The following is a 23,133-nucleotide window of genomic DNA, read 5'->3' on the forward strand; positions in this document are numbered from 1 at the left end:
CGATGGCCTTATAAAAGCCGTTTGCGCATAAACAGACTTAACGGGTCGGGCATGTAGGGTGGGAACGCCTCGCATAGTGCGTACCCGCATCGGCGATAGAGTGCGATAGCCGGTTGCTGATGAATCCCGGTTTCAAGCCGCAGTTCGCGTAAACGGTTTTCTGCAGCTATCGTCTCGATGGCGGCGATGATCTGCTCGCCGAGCTTCCTGCCCCGGTAGGCCGGCCGGATATAAACCCGCTTGATCTCTGCAAAGCCCGCCTCCTGAAAGAGTAAGGCCCCACACCCTGCCGGCAAGCCCTGCTCATCACGCACGATAATGCACCGCAGCTGCTCATCACCGACGGTTGAGAGATCCAGACAGTGATTGCTTTCTGCCGGATAGAGTTCGCGCTGAAAAGCGTCGAGTTCGCCGACCAGGCGCACCAGGTCGCTATCCCCTTTATCGACTTCTGAAATGCTGAACATCTGTTCTCCCCGTCAAAGGTCGCTTCCGGAACGACTCTGCCCGTTGATTTACTTCAGCTTAACGCCTTTTGTTTCTGGTGCTATCCAGACCACAATCATCGCGGCGACGAAGGCCAGCACGGTGGTGGCCAGCCCGGCGGTGAAGCCGCCAATGCTGGCCACATAGCCGATGAGCAGCGGCGCAATAAAGCCGCCCAGACGCCCCCCGTTGTAAGCCAGGCCCATCAGAAAGCCGCGTGACTGGGTGTCGCCAATAATCTCGGCCAGGAAGGGGCCGGAACCGGCGAAAATACCGTTAACCCCGAAACCGGCCATAAAGATGGCCACCATGAGAATCAGCGGCTGCGTCGTCACCAGATATAATCCGACCGCGACCGCACCGATCAGGAGATAGAGCAGAAACATCGGCCGGCGTCCCCATTTATCGGCCATGAGTGAGAACACCAGGAAGCCAGCAATCGCACCGGTCTGCAGGGCCAGCACAAACTTCAGGCTGTGAAGAAAATCGAGATGCTTCACTTCACGAAGGTAAGTGGGCGTCCAGGTGAAAACCCCCCAGAACAGATACTGAATGAAGAAGATAAAGGTAAACGCCAGCAGCAACCCTTTGATGTTCGTGTTGCCGGCGCTGGCCTTTTTAGTCTGCCGCTGTGCGCGTTCCTGCTGGCGCGCCAGCCATACCGGCGATTCCGGCGTAATGTACGCAATAACCATCATGATAAAAACCGGCAAGGCGCCAATCATGAACAGGTAGCGCCATCCCCCGTGTTCCAGCCCACCGGTCATTGCCGTGACCAGTGCCGTCAGGCCAATCGCCAGGATTGCGCCCACCGGTAGCCCCATCTGCATCAGCGCGCCGCCGCGCGCACGGCGCTCCGGACGCCAGGTTTCAGCGATGAGCGCCGCGCCTGATGTCCACATCCCGCCCATCCCGAGCGCACCGCAGAATCGCAGCAAGGTAAAGATCTGCTGATTGTGGGAAAACGCCAGCAGACCGGAGAAAAGCGAATAGATGGCGATGCAGATCAGGGCCGTTCTTACGCGTCCGATTTTATCGGCCACCAGCCCGAAGAGGATGCCGCCAATAATCTGCCCGCCAGCCGTGGCGCTGATAAACACGCCAAGTTCCGTTTTGCCGAGGCCAAATACCACGCCCAGCACGGGTAAGAGCAGAGAGAGCAAAAAAGAGTCGTAGCTTTCAAATGTCCACCCTAACCCGCCCAGCGCCAGGGTCCTTTTTTCAGCCGATGAATAGGAGAGCACTGAACCGGAGGCGTCCGCATCGAGAGGATGCGCCTCATGCACTTTTGATTTCATATTCATCCATATTCTCCAGGGAGGATAAGCGATAGGTTGATGCCGCGGTGCGCCAGAAGAGATGCGCCTGTTCGGCCGCAGAAGCCTGCTCCGCCAGCCTTTTGCAGGCATTCCAGAACACACCGTAACTGAACATGCCTTTGTCGACCGGGAAGTTGCTGGCAAACATGCAGCGCTGCACGCCAAATGCCTCAACCAGCGTTTCAAACAGCGGTTGCCAGGCCCGGGAGAGCGTCAGGGAGTCAGGTGGTGTGTCGTGTTGTGCAAAGGGATAGCCCATGACCGTCATGCCAAAACCGCTGATTTTGATGCGCACGTTGGGCAGCGCCGCCAGGGCGATAATCGCCTTTTTCCACGCCTGAAAAACGGCATCCTGTTTACCGGCATAAGGCCCCGTTCCAATCGGTCCGCCGCAGTGATCCACAATCACCAGCAGATCGGGCTGCGCGCGGGCCAGTCCGGCAATTTCATCGAGCTGAGTGTGATAAACCCAGACATCCAGCGAAAGTCCGTTGCGGGCAAGGCAGGCTGCCCCGCGCCGGAATGCGGCACTGGCCGCCAGACCGGCCGGCGGCGTGACGGGACTGGAGCTGACGCGGGGATCAGGATGCCAGGCCAGCGGATTCCGCATCCCGCGCAGTCGTCCTCCCGATCGCGCCAGCATAAGTTCCACCACGGGCAGCAGGTCGTCCCCAGCCAGCAGGCTGGCACCGCCAACGATGGCTTCACAACCTGCGGCTTCGCCATAGTGACCGCTTTCAAACATCGCGGCACAACCGCCTGCAAACTCGACCTCTCCGACGGGTCTGAACGCTTCAGGCCCGTGACGGCGCAGCATGGAGCGGCACTGAACATACACCGTCGAGAGAATCCGGTGTCCGGACTGTTCGATATCCTGGCTGAGCTCCGGTGCCAGATAGCGGCCTGACTGGCGATCCCACAAATGATGATGCGCATCCACGACCGGAAGTTCGGGCATCAGCGCCTCTTCATGATGACGCGCGAGCCACGCTTCCCGAACGGGCAGATGCGGCGCATTAACAATCTCCATAACGTCCTCTTAACCTTCTGATTAAAATCAGATCCCGACATTTTTCGCGTGGCGGGCAGGTGAACAGACCCGAACCGCATTGTTTTATCTGATAAAACTCAGTTTTACTGAATAAATCAACTATAGGCTCAGCGGATAAAGTTCAGCCAGCAAAAAAAGGAGGCGCTTAATGTAAATACGATGTTAATCACAAATATTTTACTTTCTGAGTACATCGTGCTTCAGAGCCAGCTGTTGCTCAGCGGCGGTGCACTGATGACCGGGCACGGGAGAGCGGATGCGGTTCGGGGACGCCCCGTTTCGGGAGACGAGAAAGAGAGCGATGAAGAAAAGTCGCGGTGTGAAATCAGTAAAAACCGCGACGTTTCAGAACAGGCACAGATGCGTGTTCTACGCCTGACGGATGATAAATTCTGGTTCACAGGAGACAGGAAAATTCACCGATCTGGCAATAAAACAGACTTTATGGATCTCATGGTGAATAGCCGTGGCTGCATCAAGATTTGTCCCCTCTGCTACCGTGATCGTCGGTCTCAGCACCGCCGAAATAAAGCGCCCCGCCCCGCCTTTTGATATTTCACCTGTCGCTAAGGGAGAATCTTCATAGCCGAGAACCGTAATCCCGGCATCGGAAGCCAGATGCAGATACCAGAGCATATGGCATGCCGAAAGAGAGGATATCAGGAGGTCTTCAGGATTCATTTTACTGGCGTCGCCACCCAGCAGGGGATCATTGGAGCAATGGATGACCTCTTTCCCGCTGATGGCGATATCCCACGTCCTGGCATACGCTTTATAACCCGACGTCCCCGTTCCCAGATTGCCGGTCCAGAAGATGCGCGATGTGTAGTGATGTTCCATTATTCTGACTCCTTTATTGAGGATAAAACGGGGGAAAACAGAGGGAACTTCTGCTGTTTACTAAACCACACTCTGTCGGGTAATAAAATCAGCACAATGAAAACGCGTGCAGGTACGTGTACAACCCTGCTCAATGCTTTCTGAAAATACGTTTCAGCATCCACAAAAGCGCAACAGACATCAGGACAGAAACAACGATATTGGCTGTGAGTACAAAGTCGGGGATTGCCTCATCGCCATTGATATGAAAAACATCTGCAATGGCATAAAAGAACTCTACAGGCACGATGAGAGCAATAGCTTTTGATATGGCGATGACACAAAAAACAAAAATAAAAACAGGTAAAATAAAGCGCATAGTTAGTATACCTATATGTCGTCATCGCTTCCCTGCATTAATCAGAACTGCTCAGGTTGCTGTAATCATATTGCATTCAAATCGAGCCTAAAGTGCATGGCGACTATACAGATGGATGGCCCGTGATTAGACTCGTGAAATTGACACCATAAGTCGCCCAAAGCTGACCATGAAAATAATCGGCTGGGGTGTAACAGCTAAGGTGACATTCGATTTACTCAGCGTAAGTAACCGATGACGCTAAGCCTTTTTCAATCGCCAGTAGCGCCATGACTTCCAGGCCAGGACTGGCGGTTGAATAAATGTCACTAAGACTATCCCGATAAGCAGTGACAGGCCACCGCCTAAGATGTATGGCTTAGTTGAGAAACTGAGAAGAAATATAAATACGAGCGTGCAGGCGGAAACAATCCACAATAGCACTCTGAATCTGTTTTTTAAATCCACTACAGCCTCATCCAGCGTACCACCGTAGCTTTTAAGATTATTTTTGATTTTTTTCAAATCAGCATCAGTAAAGCCCGACTTCAACAGATCTGATTCACTAACTATCATGGTGCACTACCTTTCATCTTTAAAACGTGCAGTCATTCTAACGCAATTATATACGTGTTTGCTTCTCAAGCGGCAACTTGCTCTGTTGGCACAAACGGACATTACTATCTTCCCTATCAGTCTGATGTGGCTAACGCCATTTAATTGACTGTCTGAACGAAAGCCTTTACTTAAAACCTTTTATTAACGACTACGGTTAGATGATCTTATTATAAACGGCAATATCCCACTTTTTTCTGGTGAACCTCTCACCTTACCTCCCGTCCCATCCTCACCATCGCCCGATACCAGGCTCCTCTCTGAATCGACCAGCGCAACCCGACCGCAATCGCATTAATCTTCCGATCAATCATCGCCTGCTGAAAGCGCCCTGTCTCACGGCCGGACATCGCCTGCGCCCATGCCGGCATCAGCCCGAACCCCGACATCAGCATCACTTTCATCACCGGCTTCGCCTGCCAGCTTGGGGCTGGCGCATTCATCAGCAGACGCGTCACTTCAGCGGTGCGCGCATCAAAGCGTAATTCCGGACGCATCTGCTGCAGATAATCCGCCACATCCACGACGCTTTTCGGCACCCGCTCCGCGCCCAGCGACTCAGCAATCAGCGCCGCTTCCTGATAGTACCGATCCTGTTCGGCGCGCGTGAGGTGGGGATTTTTGTAGCGCAGATGGGCCGCCAGGAAACGGCTGGTCTCCGCCACATGCACCCAGGTCAGCAGATGCGGATCGCTGGCGGCATAGGGTTTGCCTTCGCTGTCGACGCCGCTGACTTTAAGGTGAATGCGTTTCACCCGGTCGATCAGCGTCTGCGCATCCTGCTGATTACCGTAGGTGGTTACGGCGATGAACTGACTGGTACGCCGCAGCCTGCCCATCATATCTTCGCGGAAATTGGAGTGATCCCAGACGCCCGCCAGCGCCGCCGGATGCAGCATCTGCAACAGCAGCGCGCTGATCCCGCCGCACATCATGGAGGTGAAGTCGCCGTGAACGCGCCAGATCACGCTGTCCGGGCCAAACAGGCCGGGATCGCCAGGCGGCTGGGAGAGGTCAAACTCATTCATCGACAGGCCGTTAAGGCGAAAGACCTGCTGCTGAATACGGTCTCGCAGATTTATCATGGTGGCTCTAGTGAAATGACGCGGCGCGCCGTAGCAGGACGCTAACGACGCGCCGCACCCCCTTTCTCAGGAGAAAGGGGGGCGGTTACAGATAGTTGAACTGCGCATCCTGAGTACGAACGGAATCGAGTCCAATCATCACGTTGAATTTGCCGGGCTCCGCCACATGCTGCATCTGCTGGTTCCAGAACTTCAGCGCATCGACGTCGATCTTAAAGGTCACGGTCTGAGACTCGCCCGCTTTCAGCATGATGCGTTTGAAACCACGCAGCTCCTGCACCGGACGGCTGATGGAGGCGACCGGATCGTTGAGATACATCTGCACCACCGTCGCACCGTCGCGCTGACCGCTGTTGGTCACCGTCACGCTGGCTTCGATGCTGCCGTTACGCGGCATGGTCGGCGACGACATTTTCACCGGAGACACGGTAAAGCGGGTGTAGCTCAGGCCGTAACCAAACGGATAGAGCGGGCCGTTAACCGCATCATAGTAGTGCGACGTATATTTGTTCGGCTTAGCAAAGTTGTAAGGCCGGCCGGTGGGCAGATGGTTGTAGTAGATCGGAATCTGCCCCACGGAACGCGGGAAGGAGACCGGCAGCTTGCCCGACGGGTTATAGTCGCCAAACAGGACATCGGCGATGGCGTTACCGCCTTCCGTACCGCTGAACCAGGTCTCCAGCATCGCATCGGCCATACGATCTTCATTCACCACCGACAGTGCGCGTCCGTTCATCAGCACAATCACCAGCGGTTTGCCGGTGGCTTTCAGCGCGGCCAACAGCTTCTGCTGGCTTGGCGGGATCACCAGGTCGCTGCGGCTGGAGGCTTCGTGGGCCATACCCTGCGCTTCACCCACGGCGGCAACGATGACATCCGCCTGCTTCGCTTTGGCGACCGCGTCATCGATCATCTGCTGCGGTGAACGCGTGTCGATGGAAACCGCCGGTTCATAGAGGTTCAGGAAGTCCTGAATGCCCTTATTATCGGAAACGTTGGCGCCCTTCTCATAGAGCAGCGTCGCTTTGCCTTCGGTGGCGTTGCGCATCCCCTGCAGCAGCGAGACGGATTGTTTCGCCACGCCGGCCGCGGACCAGCTGCCCATAATGTCGCGCTGGCTGTCGGCCAGCGGCCCGATCAGCGCAATGGTGCCCGATTTCTTCAGTGGCAGCGTTTCCAGCCGGTTCTTCAGCAGCACGATACTCTTGCGCGCTACGTCGCGCGCTTCGGCGCGATGCAGACGGCTCTCCGCGTTGGTGTCCTGCGGGTCGCTCTCTTTCGGCCCTAAATGGCTGTAGGGATCGTTGAACAGCCCCATATCATATTTGACGTTAAGCACATGACGCGCCGCATCATCAATTTCGGCCATGCTGACTTCGCCGCGCTTCACCAGATCCGGCAGATATTTGCTGTAATACTCGTCGCTCATGCTCATGTCGACGCCCGACTTCAGGGCGATGCGCACCGCGTCCTGCGGATCGCTGGCGACGCCATGCTTAATCAGCTCTTTAATGGCGCCGTGGTCGCTGATGGTAATGCCTTTGAATTTCCACTGACCGCGCAGCAGATCTTTCAGCAGCCAGCTGTCCGCCGTCGCCGGTACGCCATTAATGGAGTTCAGCGCCACCATAACGCCACCGCTGCCCGCATCCAGAGAGGCTTTATAAGGCGGCAGATAGTCCTGGAACATGCGCTGCGGACTCATATCCACCGTGTTGTAATCCCGGCCGCCTTCGACCGCGCCATAGAGCGCGAAATGCTTGACGCTGGTCATCACGCTATAGCGATCGGCGGCGCTTTTACCCTGCATCGCCTGCACCATGCTGCGGCCCATCTCGCTGGTGAGATAAGTATCTTCACCAAACCCTTCCGAGCCCCGCCCCCAGCGCGGTTCACGGGTGACATCCACCATCGGTGCCCAGGTCATATTCAGGCCATCGTCGGCTGCCTCATAGGCGGACACGCGCCCGACCTCTTTCACCGCATCCAGATCCCAGCTCGACGCCAGCGCCAGGGGAATAGGAAAAATGGTGCGCTGGCCGTGGATGACGTCGAAGGCGAAAAAGAGCGGGATCTTCAGCCGGCTGAGCTGCATCGCCTGATCCTGCATGGCGCGGATATCCGGGCGGGTCACCGTGTTAAAGATCGCACCAACCTGACTCTTCTGAATCATGTCGCGAATCGCTTCTTTGGGATTATCCGGTCCGACGCTGATCAAACGCAGCTGACCGATCTTTTCGTCCAGCGTCATTTTTTTCAGCAGCTGGTTAACGAAGGCATCCCGCGCCTGTTCGGTCATCGGGTGGTGACCTGGCACGGTCTCAGCCAGTGCCGGTTGCATCGCGAGGGAAACAGCGAGACTAACAGAGTAAATCCATTTCATCAGGTTGGGTTCTCTTAAGTAACTGCGCAATATCGTATTAACAGGCGGCAGTGTGCCACAAGATGAGAATAGCAGGTAGCCTGCCGCTGTCACACTGCGAGGAGATGAGCGGACGTGCTACAGTTAAGGCGCACTGATAAGACAAGGGAATTGCTCATGATACCAACCTCTGCCCTGCTTTCTGACCTGCGCCGCCTCGTCGGCCCCTCTCATCTGCTGACTGAACCTGAACAGACCGCCCGCTATCGCAAAGGCTTTCGCTCCGGCGAAGGGGATGCGCTGGCCGTGGCGTTTCCCGGAACGCTGCTGGAGCTCTGGCGGGTTCTGCAAACGCTGGTCAGGGCGGATGTCATCATTCTGATGCAGGCGGCGAATACCGGCCTGACTGAAGGCTCGACGCCGCACGGCGACGACTACGACCGCCCGCTGGTGATTGTCAGCACCCTGCGGCTGGATAAGCTGCAGCTGATCGACAACGGCCAGCAGGTGCTGGCTTTCCCCGGCAGCACCCTCTATCAGCTGGAAAAAGCGCTGAAGCCACTGGGACGCGAACCGCACTCGGTGATCGGCTCCTCCTGCATCGGCGCGTCGGTCCTGGGCGGCATCTGCAATAACTCCGGCGGATCGCTGATCAAACGCGGCCCGGCCTACAGTGAAATGGCCCTGTTCGCCCGAATCGATGCAGAGGGCAAACTGCGGCTGGTGAACCATCTGGGCATTGAGTTAGGCAGCACGCCGGAAGAGATTCTGGGCCGGCTGGATGACGATCGCTGGCAGCCCGGTGATGTGCAGCACGATGGCCGCCACGCCTCTGACCACGAATATGCTGACCGGGTGCGTGACGTGAATGCCGATACGCCCGCCCGCTACAACGCCGATGCGCGCCGTCTGTTCGAAGCCTCGGGCTGTGCCGGCAAGCTGGCGGTGTTTGCCGTGCGACTGGACACCTTTGCCAGCGAACCCCAGCAGCAGGTGTTCTATATCGGCACCAACGAGCCTGGCGTCCTCACCGATATCCGCCGTCACATTCTGGCGCACTTCACCCATCTGCCGGTGGCGGGTGAATATATGCACCGCGACATCTATGACATTGCGGAGGTCTACGGCAAAGATACCTTCCTGATGATCGACAGGCTGGGCACCGACAAAATGCCGCTGTTCTTCACGCTCAAGGGACGGGTTGATGCCTGGCTGAACAAACTCGCCTTCGTTAAACCGCACTTCACCGACCGCCTGATGCAGCGCCTGAGCCGGCTGTTCCCGGCGCATCTGCCCAAACGCATGAAGCAGTATCGCGACAGATATGAACATCACCTGATGCTGAAGATGTCTGGTGAAGGCGTTGCGGAAGCGCGTAACTACCTGCGCGACTACTTCCGTGAAGGCGGAGGCGAATTCTTTGAGTGTGAAGGCAAAGAGGGGGCGCACGCTTTTCTGCATCGGTTCGCGGCTGCAGGGGCGGCCGTGCGCTATCACGCGGTGCACGCTGACGAGGTCGAGGATATCCTGGCGCTGGATATCGCCCTGCGTCGCAACGATGCTGACTGGTTTGAAACGCTGCCTGAAGCGATCCGCGCTTCGCTGAGCCATCGCCTCTACTATGGTCACTTCTTCTGTCACGTCTTCCATCAGGATTACATCGTCAGAAAAGGTGTCGACGTGCACGCCCTGAAAGCGCAGATGCTGGAGATTCTGCAGGCGCGCGGCGCGGAATACCCCGCCGAGCACAATGTGGGCCATCTCTATCAGGCGAAACCGCAGCTGGCGGCCTTCTATCGCCAGCTCGATCCCACCAACAGCTTTAATCCCGGCATCGGCAAAACCAGCAAGCAAAAAGGCTGGGCAGTAAAGCAGCCGTAATCGGCTAACCGGCCCGCCTGCTCATCAGCGTCGGCGGGCTGATTAAGGCTATTCAGATAACATCCGCATTAAAAACAGTTAACCTCCTTTCTGATATTCTCCCTGATTATTTATAAAGCGATTCTGTTCTGCGTAATATCTCACAAAAGATTGCCCTGCCAATTGATCATCCGCCAGCCGGAAAATAGAGTGCCGCTGAAAAATAACAGAAAAAGAGAGAATGCCTTATTCAGGCAGCGCTAACCCTTACGGGTAGCGCACTATCCGTTTCAGCAGGGATGAATCATGATCTTAAAGCGATACCTTATGGCGCTCACGCTGCTGAGCCTTACAGCCTCAGCTTACGGCAGCGCCTCAGTTCAGCGGGGAGTGAATCCAATCCGTCACTTCAGGCTCACCTGTCAGGTCAACGATAATCAGGCTGCCCTTCATGGCACCGATTGTGCTGCAGTGGGTGGCGACTACGCCGCCTGCAATCGCGCCACCCTTACCCTGACCAACAACGGCCCGGCCCTGACGGACCGGCACTGGGCCCTCTACCTGAGCAACGTCCACCAGAGGCTGCGGGTCGATCATGACCAGTTCAGAATGACCCACCTTGTCGGCGGTTTAACCCGGCTGGAGCCGACAGAGAAGTTCACCGGCCTTGGCGCAGGCGAATCGGTGCAGGTTCCCGTCGTCCATGAATACTGGCAGCCGTTCGCGCACAATCGCCCGGACAGAGCAGAGGATCGCCTCCTCGCCTCGCTGCGCTCGCGGAACGACGATCAGGGCCGGTAAAACCCGGCCCTTTTGCCTTAAACCAGCTTCTCTTCGGGTTCCGCATCCGGCTGCTGACGGCGTTCGATAATCATGGTCTGCGGTGTGGAAAGCAGGATGCCCTCTTTACGCAGGCGCGTCAGAATATCGAACAGCAGATCGCTTTTGGCGCCGGAAATCTGGCGCTGTCCGGCCACGTTACCGGTCACGCTCAGCACAATGCCCTGCTGGGTCAGATCTTTAAACGAAACAGACGGCTCTGGGGTCTCCAGAATGCGTTCGTTTTCGTTGTAAACATCGAGCAGAATATCGCGCACTTTCACCGGATCGATGTTGAGCGGGAAGGTCAGCGTAATTGTCACCACCCCCTGCGCATTGCCCATCGTGGCGTTGCGCACGTTCTGCGAGATAAACTGCGAGTTCGGCACGATGACTGTGGATTTGTCACCCAGCTGGATCTCGGTGGCACGCACGTTAATCCGGCGGATATCCCCTTCGATGCCGCTGATGGTCACCAGATCGCCCACCTTCACCGGCCGCTCGGTTAGCAGAATCAGGCCCGAAATAAAGTTCTTCACGATCTCCTGCAGGCCGAAACCGATACCGACCGACAGCGCACTGACGATCCAGGCCAGCTTGTTCCACTGCAGACCCATGATCGACAGGGTCAGCAGGATGATCAGCACGTAACCGATGTTGCTGAACAGCGTCACCAGCGACACCCGCATCCCCACGTCCATAGTGGTTTTCGGCAGGAAGTCGGTGTCGAGCCAGCGGCGCACCGAGCGCAGCACATAGATGCCGACAATCAGGCAGATCAGCGCATTAACCATGTGTGCCGGAACGATATTCAGGGACTCCAGCCCTTTCCCGCCCCAGAACTCAATCACCTTCTGCAGCAGCTCAATCGGCGTTGAGGAGGCAAACGTCCCGTTGACCAGCGCCAGCGCCACAAACAGCACCAGGATGGTCTTACCAATTGCCGTCAGCAGCGTGGCGGTTTGCTGCAGATGACGCTCATTGATGTTGAGCGAACTCTGAATGCGGCGGCCGGTTGCATTGCTGGTCGAAAAGAGACTCTCGCAGCCATCGTTGAGCAGATGGCTGAGGAAGTAGAAGGAGCCAAACAGCAGGCCACACCAGATCACCTCATAACTCAGGAATCGCGCCAGCGTGACATAACCGACCAGCAGCGAGATCAGGATCGCGAGCGCGGTCAGGGTCAGCCCCAGCTGGATCAGCCCGACCAGCGTAGAGCGGGCTTCCGGCGGCGTGCCTGCCAGCGTCATGCGACGACGAACGCGGTTGGTTCGCATGCTGATGGCCAGCGCGGTACTGCCTATCAGCAGCGCCGTCAGGCCGTTGGCGAAAATGGTGGTATTCAGACTGGTGCCGACGCTGTAGTTAAAGGCCTCCACCGTCTGGAAGATAAACACCAGCACCGCGGTAATGGGCGGGAACGGTTTGAGCGCCAGCGCCACTTCATTGGAGATGGTGGGCAAACGCCAGCTCGGCCGTCGCGTAGAGAGAAACGCACGCCCCAGTCCGGCGATCAGGCCACAAAACACACTGAGCTGAACCAGCCGATCGACAAAGTCCTGCACATTTTCCGAGACCTCATCGCGGCGGGTAAACGCCAGAGCGATAAAGTTAAAGGTGAGCACCACCGCCACCAGCGTGGTCAGGGCAATCGCGGCCGCCAAGAAGCTGCGGCGCAGTTTGCCTTCCGGCATTTTATGAATGCTGACCCAGGCGAGAAACTCCTCGCTGTAGCGACGACCCACCGTCATCACCAGCAGCGCCGCCAGCAGCCAGAGTGTACTGCCTATCCGCCAGCCCGGCTCCCAGGAGAGCGCCGCGGTGTCCTGCAGCTCCTGCAGAAACTCGCCGATCTTCTCACCGTCCAGATCCTGACTGTTGGTCAGGGGAGACCAGAAACGTGCACCGAGTATGGTACCGGAGTTGAGCGCCAGCTGACTTTTCAGCTGGTCACGGCGCAGGTTAACAATCTGCGACGATAGCGTTAAGGCACCATTTTTAATGCCCTCTGCCTGCTTGATCTGATCGTCGAGTTTGCTTTTCTGACTCTCCAGCGCGTTTCGCTTGCGCGTCACCTCCGGCGTCTCTTTTACCCCGCTGTCAGCTTTGGGGGCCGGACCCAGCACCTGCAACTGCGCTTCCAGCTGCTGGCGGTCGGGGATCAGCGCCTGACCCAGCGTGTCGGCATTGCCGGAAAGCTCCAGCGCCATCTCATTCAGCTGATTCAGTTTGTTTTCGCCCGCGTCGCCTGACACCTGGCTCTTAATCTTATCGAGGATCTTCTGCATTTTCGGCAGTTCAACCGAAGCATTCAGCTTCGGCTGGGCATCCTGTTCCTGTTCCTGTGCCGCCGCGGTGATATCATCCGCCGCCTGCGTCACCGCCGGGGCAAACACCACCAGCGTCAGCATTAACCATGCAAAAAAGGATCTTATAAACATATGAGTAAAATTCCGGCAGCTTATATCAGGCGATCGTCCCTCGCCAGTCGCGCGTAGTGTAGGACTTTGCAAGGGATGGCAATATAGGAATAACGGGTATTTTTCGGGCTAATTCCGGGCAGACCGCGCGCGTTACGCCGCTGCCCGGCTCGCCCGGCGCGTCTGCTCAGACAGCAGACAACGCCGGGTAACACAGCAGACGTTCTCTGCTCTCTTTACTCCACGCCGGCACTGCTGTCCCCGTTGCTGGCGACCTGGCCCGACTTCTGCTTTTTGTACGCCAGCGCAGCCGCAGGCACCGGCGCGGCTTTGCCGGTCTCGATCCAGCTACGCAGACGGTTGGCATCCGCGAAATGGGTATATTTGCCGAAGGCATCCAGCACCACCAGCGCCACCGGACGATTGTTGATCATGGTGCGCATCACCAGGCAGTGCCCCGCCTCGTCCGTGTAACCGGTCTTGGTCAGCTGGATATGCCAGTCATTTTTGTAGACCAGATGGTTGGTGTTGCGGAACGGCAGTGCATAGCTCGGATGGGCAAACACGGCCGTCTCTTCTTTAGTGGTGCTGAGGGCGCCGAGCAGCGGATATTCGCGCGTCGCCTTGAGTAATTTGACCAGATCCTGGGCGCTGGAGACGTTTTGCGTCGACAGGCCGGTCGGCTCCACGTAGCGGGTCTGTTTCATGCCCAGCGACCGCGCTTTGGCGTTCATCGCCCGGATAAAGGCGTTGTATCCGCCCGGATAGGCGTGAGCCAGGCTGGCGGCAGCGCGGTTCTCCGAGGACATCAGCGCCAGCAGCAGCATGTTGCGGCGGCTGATCTGGCTGTTGAGCTTAACGCGTGAGAAGACGCCACGCATTTCCGGCGTCTGGCTGATATCGACGGTTAACATCTCGTTCATCGGCAGGTGCGCATCCAGTACCACCATCGCCGTCATCAGCTTGGTGATAGAGGCAATCGGCCTGACCCGATCCGGGTGACTGGAGAAGAGCACTTTATTATTGGTGAGGTCGACAATCATCGCACTGCCAGAGGCAATCTGCGGCTGAGCAATAGGCGTAAGTTGCGACAGGGAGGTGGTCGCCTGAGCCGGAAGTGAAACAATCTGCCCGGAAACGAGCAGTGCCAGCGAAAGCAGGCTGGAACGAATTTTTGCAGACATCGTAGAAAAACCCGGTTGGTGTTATGTACTGTGCCAGAGAGACACAGGCCGCCCGCCTCAGTCACGTCGGCGCGCGGGCTGGCAGCAGCATCATACGCGGAAGGTTGAGAAATTTCCTGGGGAGAGTGTATCCGGGCGTAAAAAGAAAACTGCCGCCAGGCCGGCGGCAGCGGTTGTCTAGAACAGGCGGGGACCATATCCCCACAGCACCACGGTCAGGGCCAGTAACACTTCAAACACCAGCACGCCGATCGCCAGGGTGGAACCGGAGAAGCGCAGGCTCTCTTCGCGGTCGATGTTCAGAAACAGCGGAATGCCGATATAGAGCAAATAGCCGGTGTAGAGCAGCGCCAGCGCACCCGCCAGCACGCAGAGCCAGACCAGCGGATAGAGCGCCACCAGCCCGCTGAGAAACAGCGGTGTCGCCACATAACCCGCGAAGACGGTACAGCGCTGCACGCCGGGCCGCTGCGGATAATCACGTGCCATCCAGTGGATCACCCGCCCCATCACCGCGACGCCACCGAGAATAATCAGATAGAACAGGATGCCGAGCCCAAGCCCGGTCGCCAGATTAAGTTGCACATATCGCCCCTCGCCCAGGTTCCACCCCAGCTGAGTGGTCCCGATGAAGGCGCAGATCACCGGGATCGCCGCCATCAGCAGAACATGGTGGGTATAGTGGTGCGATACACTCTCATTCTCTTGCTTAATATCACGCATTTCCTGATTCGGATGCGCCAGAAGTCCCCAGACATGGTTCATACAGTCACTCCTCTGATGCAGTGGGCCGCCCATGAGCATGCGTCTTTGGGGGCAGCGTCTTCTCAAGTATAAACGGCAGCAAAACTTTCGTGGCGACCGGACAAAAAAACAGCAGAAATAAACGCACCCGCGCGGCCCGGGCGGAAGCGAAGCCAATTCGCGTATAGACTTGAAGAAACAGCCACCGAACAGGGAGTGTCACTTTGCATCTGGATATCAACGCATTAATTACGCAGTACGGTTATCTGGCACTGTTGATTGGCTGTATTGCCGAGGGGGAGACATTTACCTTACTGGGTGGCGTGGCTGCCCATGAAGGGCTGCTGCACTATGCGGGCGTGGTGCTGGCTGCGATGGGCGGCGGGATCATCGGCGACCAGCTGCTCTACTGGGTTGGCCGCCGCTGGGGGACGCGCATCCTGCGCCGCTTTAAAAAGCATCAGGATAAGGTGGTGAAGGCGAACCGCCTGATCAAACGCCGTCCCAGCCTGTTTGTGATCGGCGTGCGCTTTATGTATGGCTTTCGCCTGATTGGTCCCATCATCATCGGGGCCAGCCGCCTCAATCCGATGAAATTTTTTATCCTCAATATCATCGGTGCGGCCATCTGGGCGCTGATCTTTGTCACGCTGGGCTATTTTGCGGGCGGCATTATCGCGCCGTGGCTGCATAAACTCGATCAGCATCTGAAACATCTGCTCTGGCTGGTGGGTGCGGTGGTGTTCGCCTTTGTCCTGCGCTGGGTGATCCGGCGCTGGCATAACCGTCGGGCCGATCAATAAGCGCTGACAGCTGCCCAAACGAAGCCGCATCGGCATGCTCAGCTATAGTTAACAGCACACTGACAGGGAGATGAGCATGAGTAAGGTAAAACGTAAGATTGAAGAGCATGGCGTCATTGGCGATCTCCGCACCTGTGCACTGGTGGCGAATGACGGGACGATTGATTATCTCTGCTGGCCTGAACTCGACAGCCCGTCGGTCTTCTCTGCCCTGCTCGACAGCGACGATGCCGGCCTCTTCTCCCTCTCACCGGACTGGCCCGATGCGCGCCGTCAGCAGCTCTACCTGCCCGACACCAATATTCTGCAGACCCGCTGGCTGGATGAGCAGGGGGTCGCTGAAATTACCGACTATATGCCGATTTGCGATGACAGGGGGAAACTGCCGCGTCTGATCCGCCGGGTCAAAATGGTACGCGGCAGCGCGACCTTTACCCTGCGCTGTTCACCGCGCCACGACTACGCCCGGGCGCAGACGCGCGCCGAGGCCCATCACAGCTGTATCGATTTTCATGCCGAAGGTCAGCCCTCGCTGCGCCTCGCCGCCAGCGTGGTCATGACGCTGGAGGATGAGAGCGCGACCGCCGTCTTTACCCTGCAGCCGGGCGAACATGCGCAGTTTGAATTTGGCAGCGTCGACGATGCGCATATCGAAGCGCTGGCGACCGAACACTGCTTTGAAGATACCCTCAACTACTGGCGCCGCTGGAGCGCAAAGAGCACCTATCAGGGACGCTGGCGTGAAATGGTGCAGCGCTCCGCGCTGGTGCTGAAGCTGCTCACCTCACATCAGTATGGCTCCATTGCGGCGGCGGCAACCTTTGGTCTGCCCGAAGAGCTGGGCGGTGAACGAAACTGGGACTATCGCGCCTCCTGGATCCGCGACGCCTCATTCAGCATGTATGCCCTGATGCGGCTGGGCTATACCGATGAAGCCAAACACTTTACGGAATGGGTGGGTCGCTGCGTCGAGAACAGTCATCACGACGAGATGCGCCTGCAGGTGATGTACCGGCTGGACAGCGGCACCGAACTGCATGAGATGGAGCTGCTCAACCTCTCCGGCTACGGCGATTCCCGGCCGGTGCGCATCGGCAACGATGCCTGGCAGCAGACCCAGCTCGACATCTATGGCGAGCTGATGGATGCAATCTATCTGGCCAATAAATATGGCGAGGCGATCTCTCAGCGCGGCTGGGAGCACGTAGTGAAGATGATCGACTGGCTGAGCGAGAACTGGGATCAGCCCGATGCCGGGATCTGGGAGATGCGCGGTGAACCGGAACATTTTCTGCATTCCCGTCTGATGTGCTGGGTGGCGATGGACCGCGCGCTGCGTCTGGGCATGAAGCGATCGCTGCCGATGCCCTATCAGCGCTGGGATGAGGCGCGGCGTAAGATCCGCGAAGATATCTGGGCCAATTTCTGGAACGAGGAGCGCGGGCACTTCACCTCCACACGTCACGGCGACTATCTCGACGCCTCCATGCTGCTGATGCCACTGGTGCGCTTTGTCGGTGCCACTGACCCGGACTGGCTCTCTACGCTGGACGCGATCAAAAAGGACCTGGTCAGCGATGGCATGGTGCGGCGTTACAATATTCATGAAACCCCGGCCGATGGCCTGCAGGGAGGAGAAGGCTCTTTCGGTGCCTGTTCCTTCTGGTATGTGGAGTGCCTGGCGCGCGCAGGCCGGATACAGGAGGCGCATTTTGAGTTTGAGAAGCTGCTGAGCTACGCCAATCCGCTGGGCCTTTACGCCGAGGAGTTTGACAGCCACGGCCATGCGCTGGGCAATACGCCGCAGGCGCTGACGCACCTGGCGTTAATCAGCGCCGCCTTTTTCCTGAACCGGAAACTCAGCGGCGAACAGACCCAGTGGCAGCCTTAGTCATCGCGGTTTTCAGCGCCCTCTTTTCCCGAAAGGCGCTCATCTCTGCACGGTTTTAGGTAAAGTATTACTGTCAGGTTAAAATCCTGATTCACAACATCAGATCAATGAACATATAATGCGCAGCAGGTCACATTGGCCGGCATGAATTCGATACTTTGACCAGCCTGAAACAGGGCGATAAAGACTTGTAAAATATGAAAATGATTCGCGCTTTCGCTTCAATCGCACTGGCTCTGGCGGCGTTCAGCCAGTCAGCCTTTGCTGTGGTTTACCCGTTACCGCCGGCTAACAGCCGTCTGATCGGGGAAAATATTGAAATTACCGTTCCTGAAGACAGCAAATTGCCGCTGGAAGCTTTTGCGGCGCAGTATCAGATGGGCCTCAGCAACATGCTGGAAGCCAATCCGGGCGTTGACGTTTATCTGCCGAAAGCCGGCAGCAAAATGATTATCCCACAGCAGCTGATCCTGCCGGACGCCCCGCGCGAAGGCATTGTGATCAACAGCGCCGAGATGCGTCTTTACTACTATCCGAAAGGCAGCAAAACCGTGGTTGTCCTGCCGATTGGTATCGGTGAGCTGGGTAAAGATACCCCGATCAACTGGACCACGGCGGTTGAACGCAAAAAAGATGGCCCGACCTGGACGCCAACTAAAGGGATGCACGCCGACTACGCCGCTCGCGGTGAAACGCTGCCTGCCGTCTTCCCGGCTGGCCCGGACAACCCGATGGGCCTCTATGCGCTCTACATCGGTCGTCTCTATGCGATTCACGGCACCAACGCCAACTTCGGTATCGGCCTGCGCGTGAGCCACGGCTGTGTGCGTCTGCGTGCGGATGACATCAAGTGGTTGTATCAGAATGTGCCGGTCGGCACCCGCGTTCAGTTCGTTGACCAGCCGGTGAAAGCCTCGGTTGAGCCAGACGGTTCGCGTTACCTTGAAGTGCATAACCCGCTGTCGACCACCGAAGAGCAGTTCAACTCCCGTGAGCTGGTGCCGATCACGCTGACTCAGGCCGTGACCAAAGTGCTGGCTGATGGCAGCATCAATCAGGATCAGGTTAACGCCGCGATTCAGGGCCGTACCGGTATGCCGGTAAAAGTGAACGGTGTGGAGAACAACGTTCAGACTGCGCCTGTTCAGGTGCCGGAAAACTCACAGGCCGCCCCTCAGGAGCAGCCAATGACTCCGGTGACGCCTCAGGGTGCCAGCAGTGATGCTGCGCAGCCTCAGCAGCCTGCGACAGAAGCGGCCCCGGTGACCCCGGCCGCTCCGGCTGCCGCCACGAATAACAATTCGTAACGGACCGCCTGTTCTCAGAAGCCAGCGCCTGTCGCTGGCTTTTTTATTGCCCGCGCTATACCGCCCGACCCGCCCTCTCCGGCTAAATTTCCTGCCTGCCCATCATTTTTCTGTCATAGAAAGCGCGTATCACACAGCGATAACCCGGTGCAAATCAGCATCCGCTATCCGCCACATGAGGTACACCATGAGCGAAAACAGTCTCCCCTCATCCGTCCGGGGCCGGCCTGATTTCAACGGCAAAGGCAGTCGTTTCAGTAAACCGCTGTTTTTTATTCTGCTGGTCGCGGGTCTCGCGTTCGCCGGTCTCAACCTGATCAGTGACGTTGAAGAGACCAACATGCCGGTCACCAGCCTCCTGCCCTTCTTTCTGCTGGGCCTGGCGCTGCTGATTGCGCTCGGCTTTGAGTTCGTCAATGGCTTTCACGACACCGCCAATGCCGTCGCCACGGTGATTTATACCCATTCGCTGACGCCCGGCGCCGCCGTGGTCTGGTCCGGTTTCTGTAATTTTATGGGCGTGCTGCTCTCCAGCGGCGTGGTGGCGTTTGGCATTATCTCGCTGCTGCCGGTGGAGCTGATCCTGCAGGCCAGCAGCGGCAACGGCTTCGCGATGGTCTATGCACTGCTCTTTTCCGCCATTATCTGGAATCTCGGCACCTGGTATTTTGGCCTGCCCTCCTCCTCCTCCCACACCCTGATTGGCTCCATCATCGGCGTCGGCGTCGCCAACGCGATGCTGCACGGGCGCAACGGCCTGAGCGGCGTGGACTGGGATCAGGCGCTGAAGGTGGGCTATGCACTGCTGCTCTCGCCGGTGGTGGGTTTCGTCTGTGCCGGGCTGCTGCTGTGGGTCATGAAACGCTTTATCCGCAATCGCCAGCTTTACCGTGCGCCGCAGAGCGATCAGCCGCCGCCGGTCTGGATCCGCGGCCTGCTGATCCTGACCTGTACCGGCGTCTCTTTTGCACACGGCTCTAACGACGGGCAGAAAGGGATGGGGCTGATTATGCTGATCCTGGTCGGCACCATGCCGATCGCCTACGCCCTGAACCGATCGCTGCCCGCCGACCAGATCCCGCGCGTGGCCGCGCTGACCGAAGTCACCGCGCATCAGCTGCGCCAGCTGCAACCGGCGGCGGCACACCCTCCGGCGGCCCGCGACGTGCTGACCGGCTTTGTCGGCAGCAACCGGATGAACAGCGAGGTGTTACCGGCGCTGGCGATGACGCTCAATGAAGTGGGTGATGAGATTCGCCGCTATGGCTCGATGGATAACATTCCGGCGCAGGCGGTGACCAACACCCGCAACCAGATGTATCTGGCATCAGAGTCGATCAAGCATCTTCAGACCGCAAAGGTCACGCTGCCGCAGGAGACGGAACGCAATCTGAAAGCCGTGAAAAGCGAACTCGACAGCGCCACCCGCTTTATTCCGATGTGGGTAAAAGTGGTGGTGGCGATTGCACTGGGGCTTGGCACGATGGTGGGCTGGCGCCGGATTGTGGTCACGGTGGGAGAACGCATCGGCAAAACCCATCTCAGCTATGCGCAGGGCGCCAGCGCCGAGCTGGTGGCGATGGCGACCATTGGCGCGGCAGACGGTTTCGGTTTACCGGTTTCCACCACCCATGTGCTCTCCTCGGGCGTGGCGGGCACCATGGCGGCCAATCGCTCCGGCCTGCAGCTTGCCACGCTGCGCAACCTGGCGGTCGCCTGGGTCTTAACCCTGCCGGTCTCCGTTCTGCTCTCCGCCCTGCTCTACTGGCTGTTTACCCGTTTCTGATGACCCGGCGGCTCACCCGCTGGTGAGCCGCTGCTGAGCGCAGAGCCGCAGGGTAATCAGCAGCGCACCCAGGACCATGATCGCCGCCGCGAGGTAGACCGACTGCATGCCCCAGTGTCCGATAAAGAGTCCCGCCACCGGGCCGGTTAAGCCCAGCCCCAGATCGAGAAAGGCGGAGTAGGTGCCGAGCGCCGATCCCTGATCCTGACGCTCAACCCGCTTAACGGCTTCCACCCCCAGGGCCGGAAAGACCAGCGAAAAACCGCTGCCGGTCAGAAACGCGCCCGCCCCCACCAGCCACGCGCTGTCCGCCTGCCAGATCAGCAGCAGTCCCACACACTCCAGCAGAAAGGAGAACAGCGAGACGCGCAGTCCGCCAAAGCGGGTGATAAAGCGCCCGAAGCCGAGACGCACCAGCACAAAACCCAGGCTGAACAGCGTCAGCGCATAGGCCGCGCCCTGCCAGTTGCGGCTGGCAAAGTAGAGGGTAATGAAGGTGGCAATCACGCCAAAGCCGATGGTGCCGAAGCCCAGCGCCAGACCGTAGAGCCAGACGCGGGAAAAGACGCGATGAAACGGAATGCGCTCGCCCAGGCTGACGGTGACGGCGGGTTTGCGGCTCGCCATCAGATAGCCTGCTATCCCCATCACCGCAATCAGGCCAGCAAAGCCGCTCATGCCGAACTGCCCGTTGAGCATCACGCCCAGCGGTGCGCCCACCGCCATCGCCAGATAGGTGGCGACGCCGTTCCAGGAGATCACGCGGGCGGTCTGCAGCGGCCCGACGATGTTCATGCCCCACAGGGTGGAGCCGGTGCTGCTGAAGCTTTCGCCCACCCCAAGAAACAGCCGTCCGACAGCCAGCAGCGTCAGGCTCAGCCATGGCCAGCTGCTCAGCAGGGCGGCGACGATGGTCAGCACCCCGCTCATGCCGCAGCAGAGCAGCCCCAGCATCACCACGCGTTTAGGTCCAAGCCGGTCGGCCAGACGGCCCGACTGAGGACGGCTGAGCAGCGTCGCGAAATACTGAATACTGATAATCAGCCCGGCGATGAATGAGCTGAAGCCGAGGTGATTTTTGACAAAGCCAGGCAGCACAGCCAGCGGCAAGCCGACGGAGAGATAGCAGAAGAAGGTGAAAACGATAACGGAAAGGATACGTTTGTTGAGCTGGCTGTTGCTCAACACGGCGGTGTCAGACATAGCAGAGTTGCGGTGAAGGAAATTTGGCTCACTATACCGTCAGGCCGCTAAGGGGTCGCCTGATTTTTTATCACAAACCATGAACCGTCGCGTGACGATCGATCGCCTGTGCAATATCGCCCGACGATTTTAACGCCCGGATTTCGCTGAACAGGCCATCCGCTTCTGCATAGGCTTTGCGCAGATAGCCAAGCCACTGTTTGATGCGCGCGACGTGATAGAGTCCGGTGTCACCCTGCTTTTCCAGCCGGCTATATTTCTGCAACAGGCGCACCACCTCAGGCCAGGCCATTGGCGGCTCGTTATATTTGACCACCCGGCTCAGGTTAGGGATGTTCAGCGCACCGCGGCCAATCATCACCGCATCGCAGCCGGTGACCGCCATACAGTTCTGCGCGCTCTGCCAGTCCCAGATTTCACCGTTAGCAATCACCGGAATGCGCAGCCGCTGACGAATCTCGCCAATCGCCTGCCAGTTGATCGCCTCGGCACGATAGCCCTCTTCCTTGGTTCGTCCATGCACCACCAGCTCACTGGCTCCCGCCTGCTGTACAGCATCGGCGATCTCCAGGCTGCGGGCGCTGGAATCCCAGCCGAGCCGCACTTTCACCGTGACCGGTAAGTCAGCAGGCACCGCTTCACGCATCGCTTTCGCGCCGCGATAGATCAGATCGGGATCTTTAAGCAGGGTCGCCCCGCCCCCGCTGCCGTTGACCAGCTTAGAGGGACAACCGCAGTTGAGATCCACCCCCCAGGAGCCCAGCGCCACCGCACGGGCGGCGTTCTCGGCTAACCATTCGGGATGCTGCCCCAGCAGCTGCATCCGCACCCGCGTGCCGGAAGGCGTGCGGCTGTTGTTATGCAGCTCGGGGCAGAGACGATAAAAGGATTTTACCGGCAGCAGCTGATCGACCACGCGCAAAAACTCGGTGATGCAGATATCGTAGTCGTTCACTTCCGATAACAGCTGGCGCACCAGCGAATCAAGCACGCCCTCCATCGGCGCCAGTAAAACCCTCAT

At 58.1% G+C, this 23,133-nt stretch carries 19 protein-coding genes; 6 read left to right on the forward strand and 13 right to left on the reverse strand.

Going from position 1 to position 23,133, the window contains the following annotated elements:
* Positions 1-8: 8 nt before the first annotated feature.
* The 8 genes from OJ965_RS15220 to bglX form a co-directional block, all read right to left on the reverse strand.
* Positions 9-467 (reverse strand): GNAT family N-acetyltransferase, encoded by a 459-nt coding sequence (locus tag OJ965_RS15220; protein WP_154927938.1) that lies wholly within the window; start codon positions 465-467, stop codon positions 9-11.
* 48 nt (positions 468-515) lie between these two features.
* Positions 516-1,790, reverse strand: coding sequence for an MFS transporter (locus OJ965_RS15225; protein ID WP_265136796.1), 1,275 nt, complete (start codon positions 1,788-1,790; stop codon positions 516-518).
* Entirely contained in the window at positions 1,765-2,835 is a 1,071-nt protein-coding gene (locus OJ965_RS15230) for an amidohydrolase family protein (protein WP_265136797.1), read from the reverse strand. Before OJ965_RS15230 ends, OJ965_RS15225 begins: the two co-directional genes overlap by 26 nt.
* Positions 2,836-3,225: 390 nt before the next feature.
* Positions 3,226-3,696, reverse strand: a complete 471-nt coding sequence (locus OJ965_RS15235) for an OsmC family protein (protein WP_140028253.1) — start codon at positions 3,694-3,696, stop codon at positions 3,226-3,228.
* Between the two features lie 130 nt (positions 3,697-3,826).
* On the reverse strand, positions 3,827-4,054 hold the full coding sequence (locus tag OJ965_RS15240) for a hypothetical protein (protein ID WP_046101469.1): 228 nt from the start codon (positions 4,052-4,054) through the stop codon (positions 3,827-3,829).
* A gap of 240 nt (positions 4,055-4,294) precedes the next feature.
* Positions 4,295-4,609: a hypothetical protein gene (locus OJ965_RS15245; protein ID WP_046101468.1), complete on the reverse strand. Its 315-nt coding sequence runs from the start codon at positions 4,607-4,609 to the stop codon at positions 4,295-4,297.
* Positions 4,610-4,857: 248 nt separating this feature from the next.
* A complete protein-coding gene (locus OJ965_RS15250; protein WP_154927941.1) occupies positions 4,858-5,733 on the reverse strand; it encodes an oxygenase MpaB family protein in 876 nt (291 codons plus the stop codon).
* A gap of 85 nt (positions 5,734-5,818) precedes the next feature.
* Positions 5,819-8,116, reverse strand: coding sequence for a beta-glucosidase BglX (gene bglX, locus OJ965_RS15255; RefSeq protein ID WP_009091300.1), 2,298 nt, complete (start codon positions 8,114-8,116; stop codon positions 5,819-5,821).
* 156 nt (positions 8,117-8,272) lie between these two features.
* On the opposite strand from bglX, the gene dld reads away from it, so the two are divergent.
* Positions 8,273-9,976, forward strand: a complete 1,704-nt coding sequence (dld, locus tag OJ965_RS15260) for a D-lactate dehydrogenase (RefSeq protein WP_046101465.1) — start codon at positions 8,273-8,275, stop codon at positions 9,974-9,976.
* 285 nt (positions 9,977-10,261) lie between these two features.
* The gene (locus OJ965_RS15265) at positions 10,262-10,756 is read left to right on the forward strand and encodes a carbohydate-binding domain-containing protein (protein ID WP_261766088.1); all 495 of its coding nucleotides are present in this window, start codon (positions 10,262-10,264) and stop codon (positions 10,754-10,756) included.
* Between the two features lie 17 nt (positions 10,757-10,773).
* On the opposite strand, the gene OJ965_RS15270 is transcribed toward OJ965_RS15265, so the two are convergent.
* The 3 genes from OJ965_RS15270 to OJ965_RS15280 all read right to left on the reverse strand — a co-directional run bounded on the left by OJ965_RS15270 (position 10,774) and on the right by OJ965_RS15280 (position 15,143).
* Positions 10,774-13,215: a DUF3772 domain-containing protein gene (locus tag OJ965_RS15270; protein ID WP_058957733.1), complete on the reverse strand. Its 2,442-nt coding sequence runs from the start codon at positions 13,213-13,215 to the stop codon at positions 10,774-10,776.
* Positions 13,216-13,430: 215 nt separating this feature from the next.
* Positions 13,431-14,378, reverse strand: coding sequence for a D-alanyl-D-alanine endopeptidase (gene pbpG / locus OJ965_RS15275; protein WP_009091304.1), 948 nt, complete (start codon positions 14,376-14,378; stop codon positions 13,431-13,433).
* 177 nt (positions 14,379-14,555) lie between these two features.
* Positions 14,556-15,143, reverse strand: coding sequence for a Yip1 family protein (locus tag OJ965_RS15280; RefSeq protein WP_009091306.1), 588 nt, complete (start codon positions 15,141-15,143; stop codon positions 14,556-14,558).
* Positions 15,144-15,346: 203 nt separating this feature from the next.
* On the opposite strand from OJ965_RS15280, the gene OJ965_RS15285 reads away from it, so the two are divergent.
* The 4 genes from OJ965_RS15285 to OJ965_RS15300 all read left to right on the forward strand — a co-directional run bounded on the left by OJ965_RS15285 (position 15,347) and on the right by OJ965_RS15300 (position 20,909).
* On the forward strand, positions 15,347-15,925 hold the full coding sequence (locus tag OJ965_RS15285; RefSeq protein WP_009091308.1) for a DedA family protein: 579 nt from the start codon (positions 15,347-15,349) through the stop codon (positions 15,923-15,925).
* 76 nt (positions 15,926-16,001) lie between these two features.
* On the forward strand, positions 16,002-17,816 hold the full coding sequence (locus tag OJ965_RS15290) for a glycoside hydrolase family 15 protein (RefSeq protein WP_265136811.1): 1,815 nt from the start codon (positions 16,002-16,004) through the stop codon (positions 17,814-17,816).
* A gap of 197 nt (positions 17,817-18,013) precedes the next feature.
* Positions 18,014-19,123, forward strand: a complete 1,110-nt coding sequence (locus tag OJ965_RS15295; protein WP_009091312.1) for a L,D-transpeptidase family protein — start codon at positions 18,014-18,016, stop codon at positions 19,121-19,123.
* 187 nt (positions 19,124-19,310) lie between these two features.
* The gene (locus OJ965_RS15300; protein ID WP_154927946.1) at positions 19,311-20,909 is read left to right on the forward strand and encodes an inorganic phosphate transporter; all 1,599 of its coding nucleotides are present in this window, start codon (positions 19,311-19,313) and stop codon (positions 20,907-20,909) included.
* A gap of 12 nt (positions 20,910-20,921) precedes the next feature.
* On the opposite strand, the gene OJ965_RS15305 is transcribed toward OJ965_RS15300, so the two are convergent.
* The gene (locus OJ965_RS15305; protein WP_150029438.1) at positions 20,922-22,112 is read right to left on the reverse strand and encodes an MFS transporter; all 1,191 of its coding nucleotides are present in this window, start codon (positions 22,110-22,112) and stop codon (positions 20,922-20,924) included.
* 70 nt (positions 22,113-22,182) lie between these two features.
* Positions 22,183-23,133, reverse strand: coding sequence for a tRNA dihydrouridine(16) synthase DusC (dusC, locus tag OJ965_RS15310; protein WP_265136814.1), 951 nt, complete (start codon positions 23,131-23,133; stop codon positions 22,183-22,185).

The organism is Pantoea anthophila (assembly GCF_026104315.1).
Taxonomy (GTDB): domain Bacteria; phylum Pseudomonadota; class Gammaproteobacteria; order Enterobacterales; family Enterobacteriaceae; genus Pantoea; species Pantoea anthophila.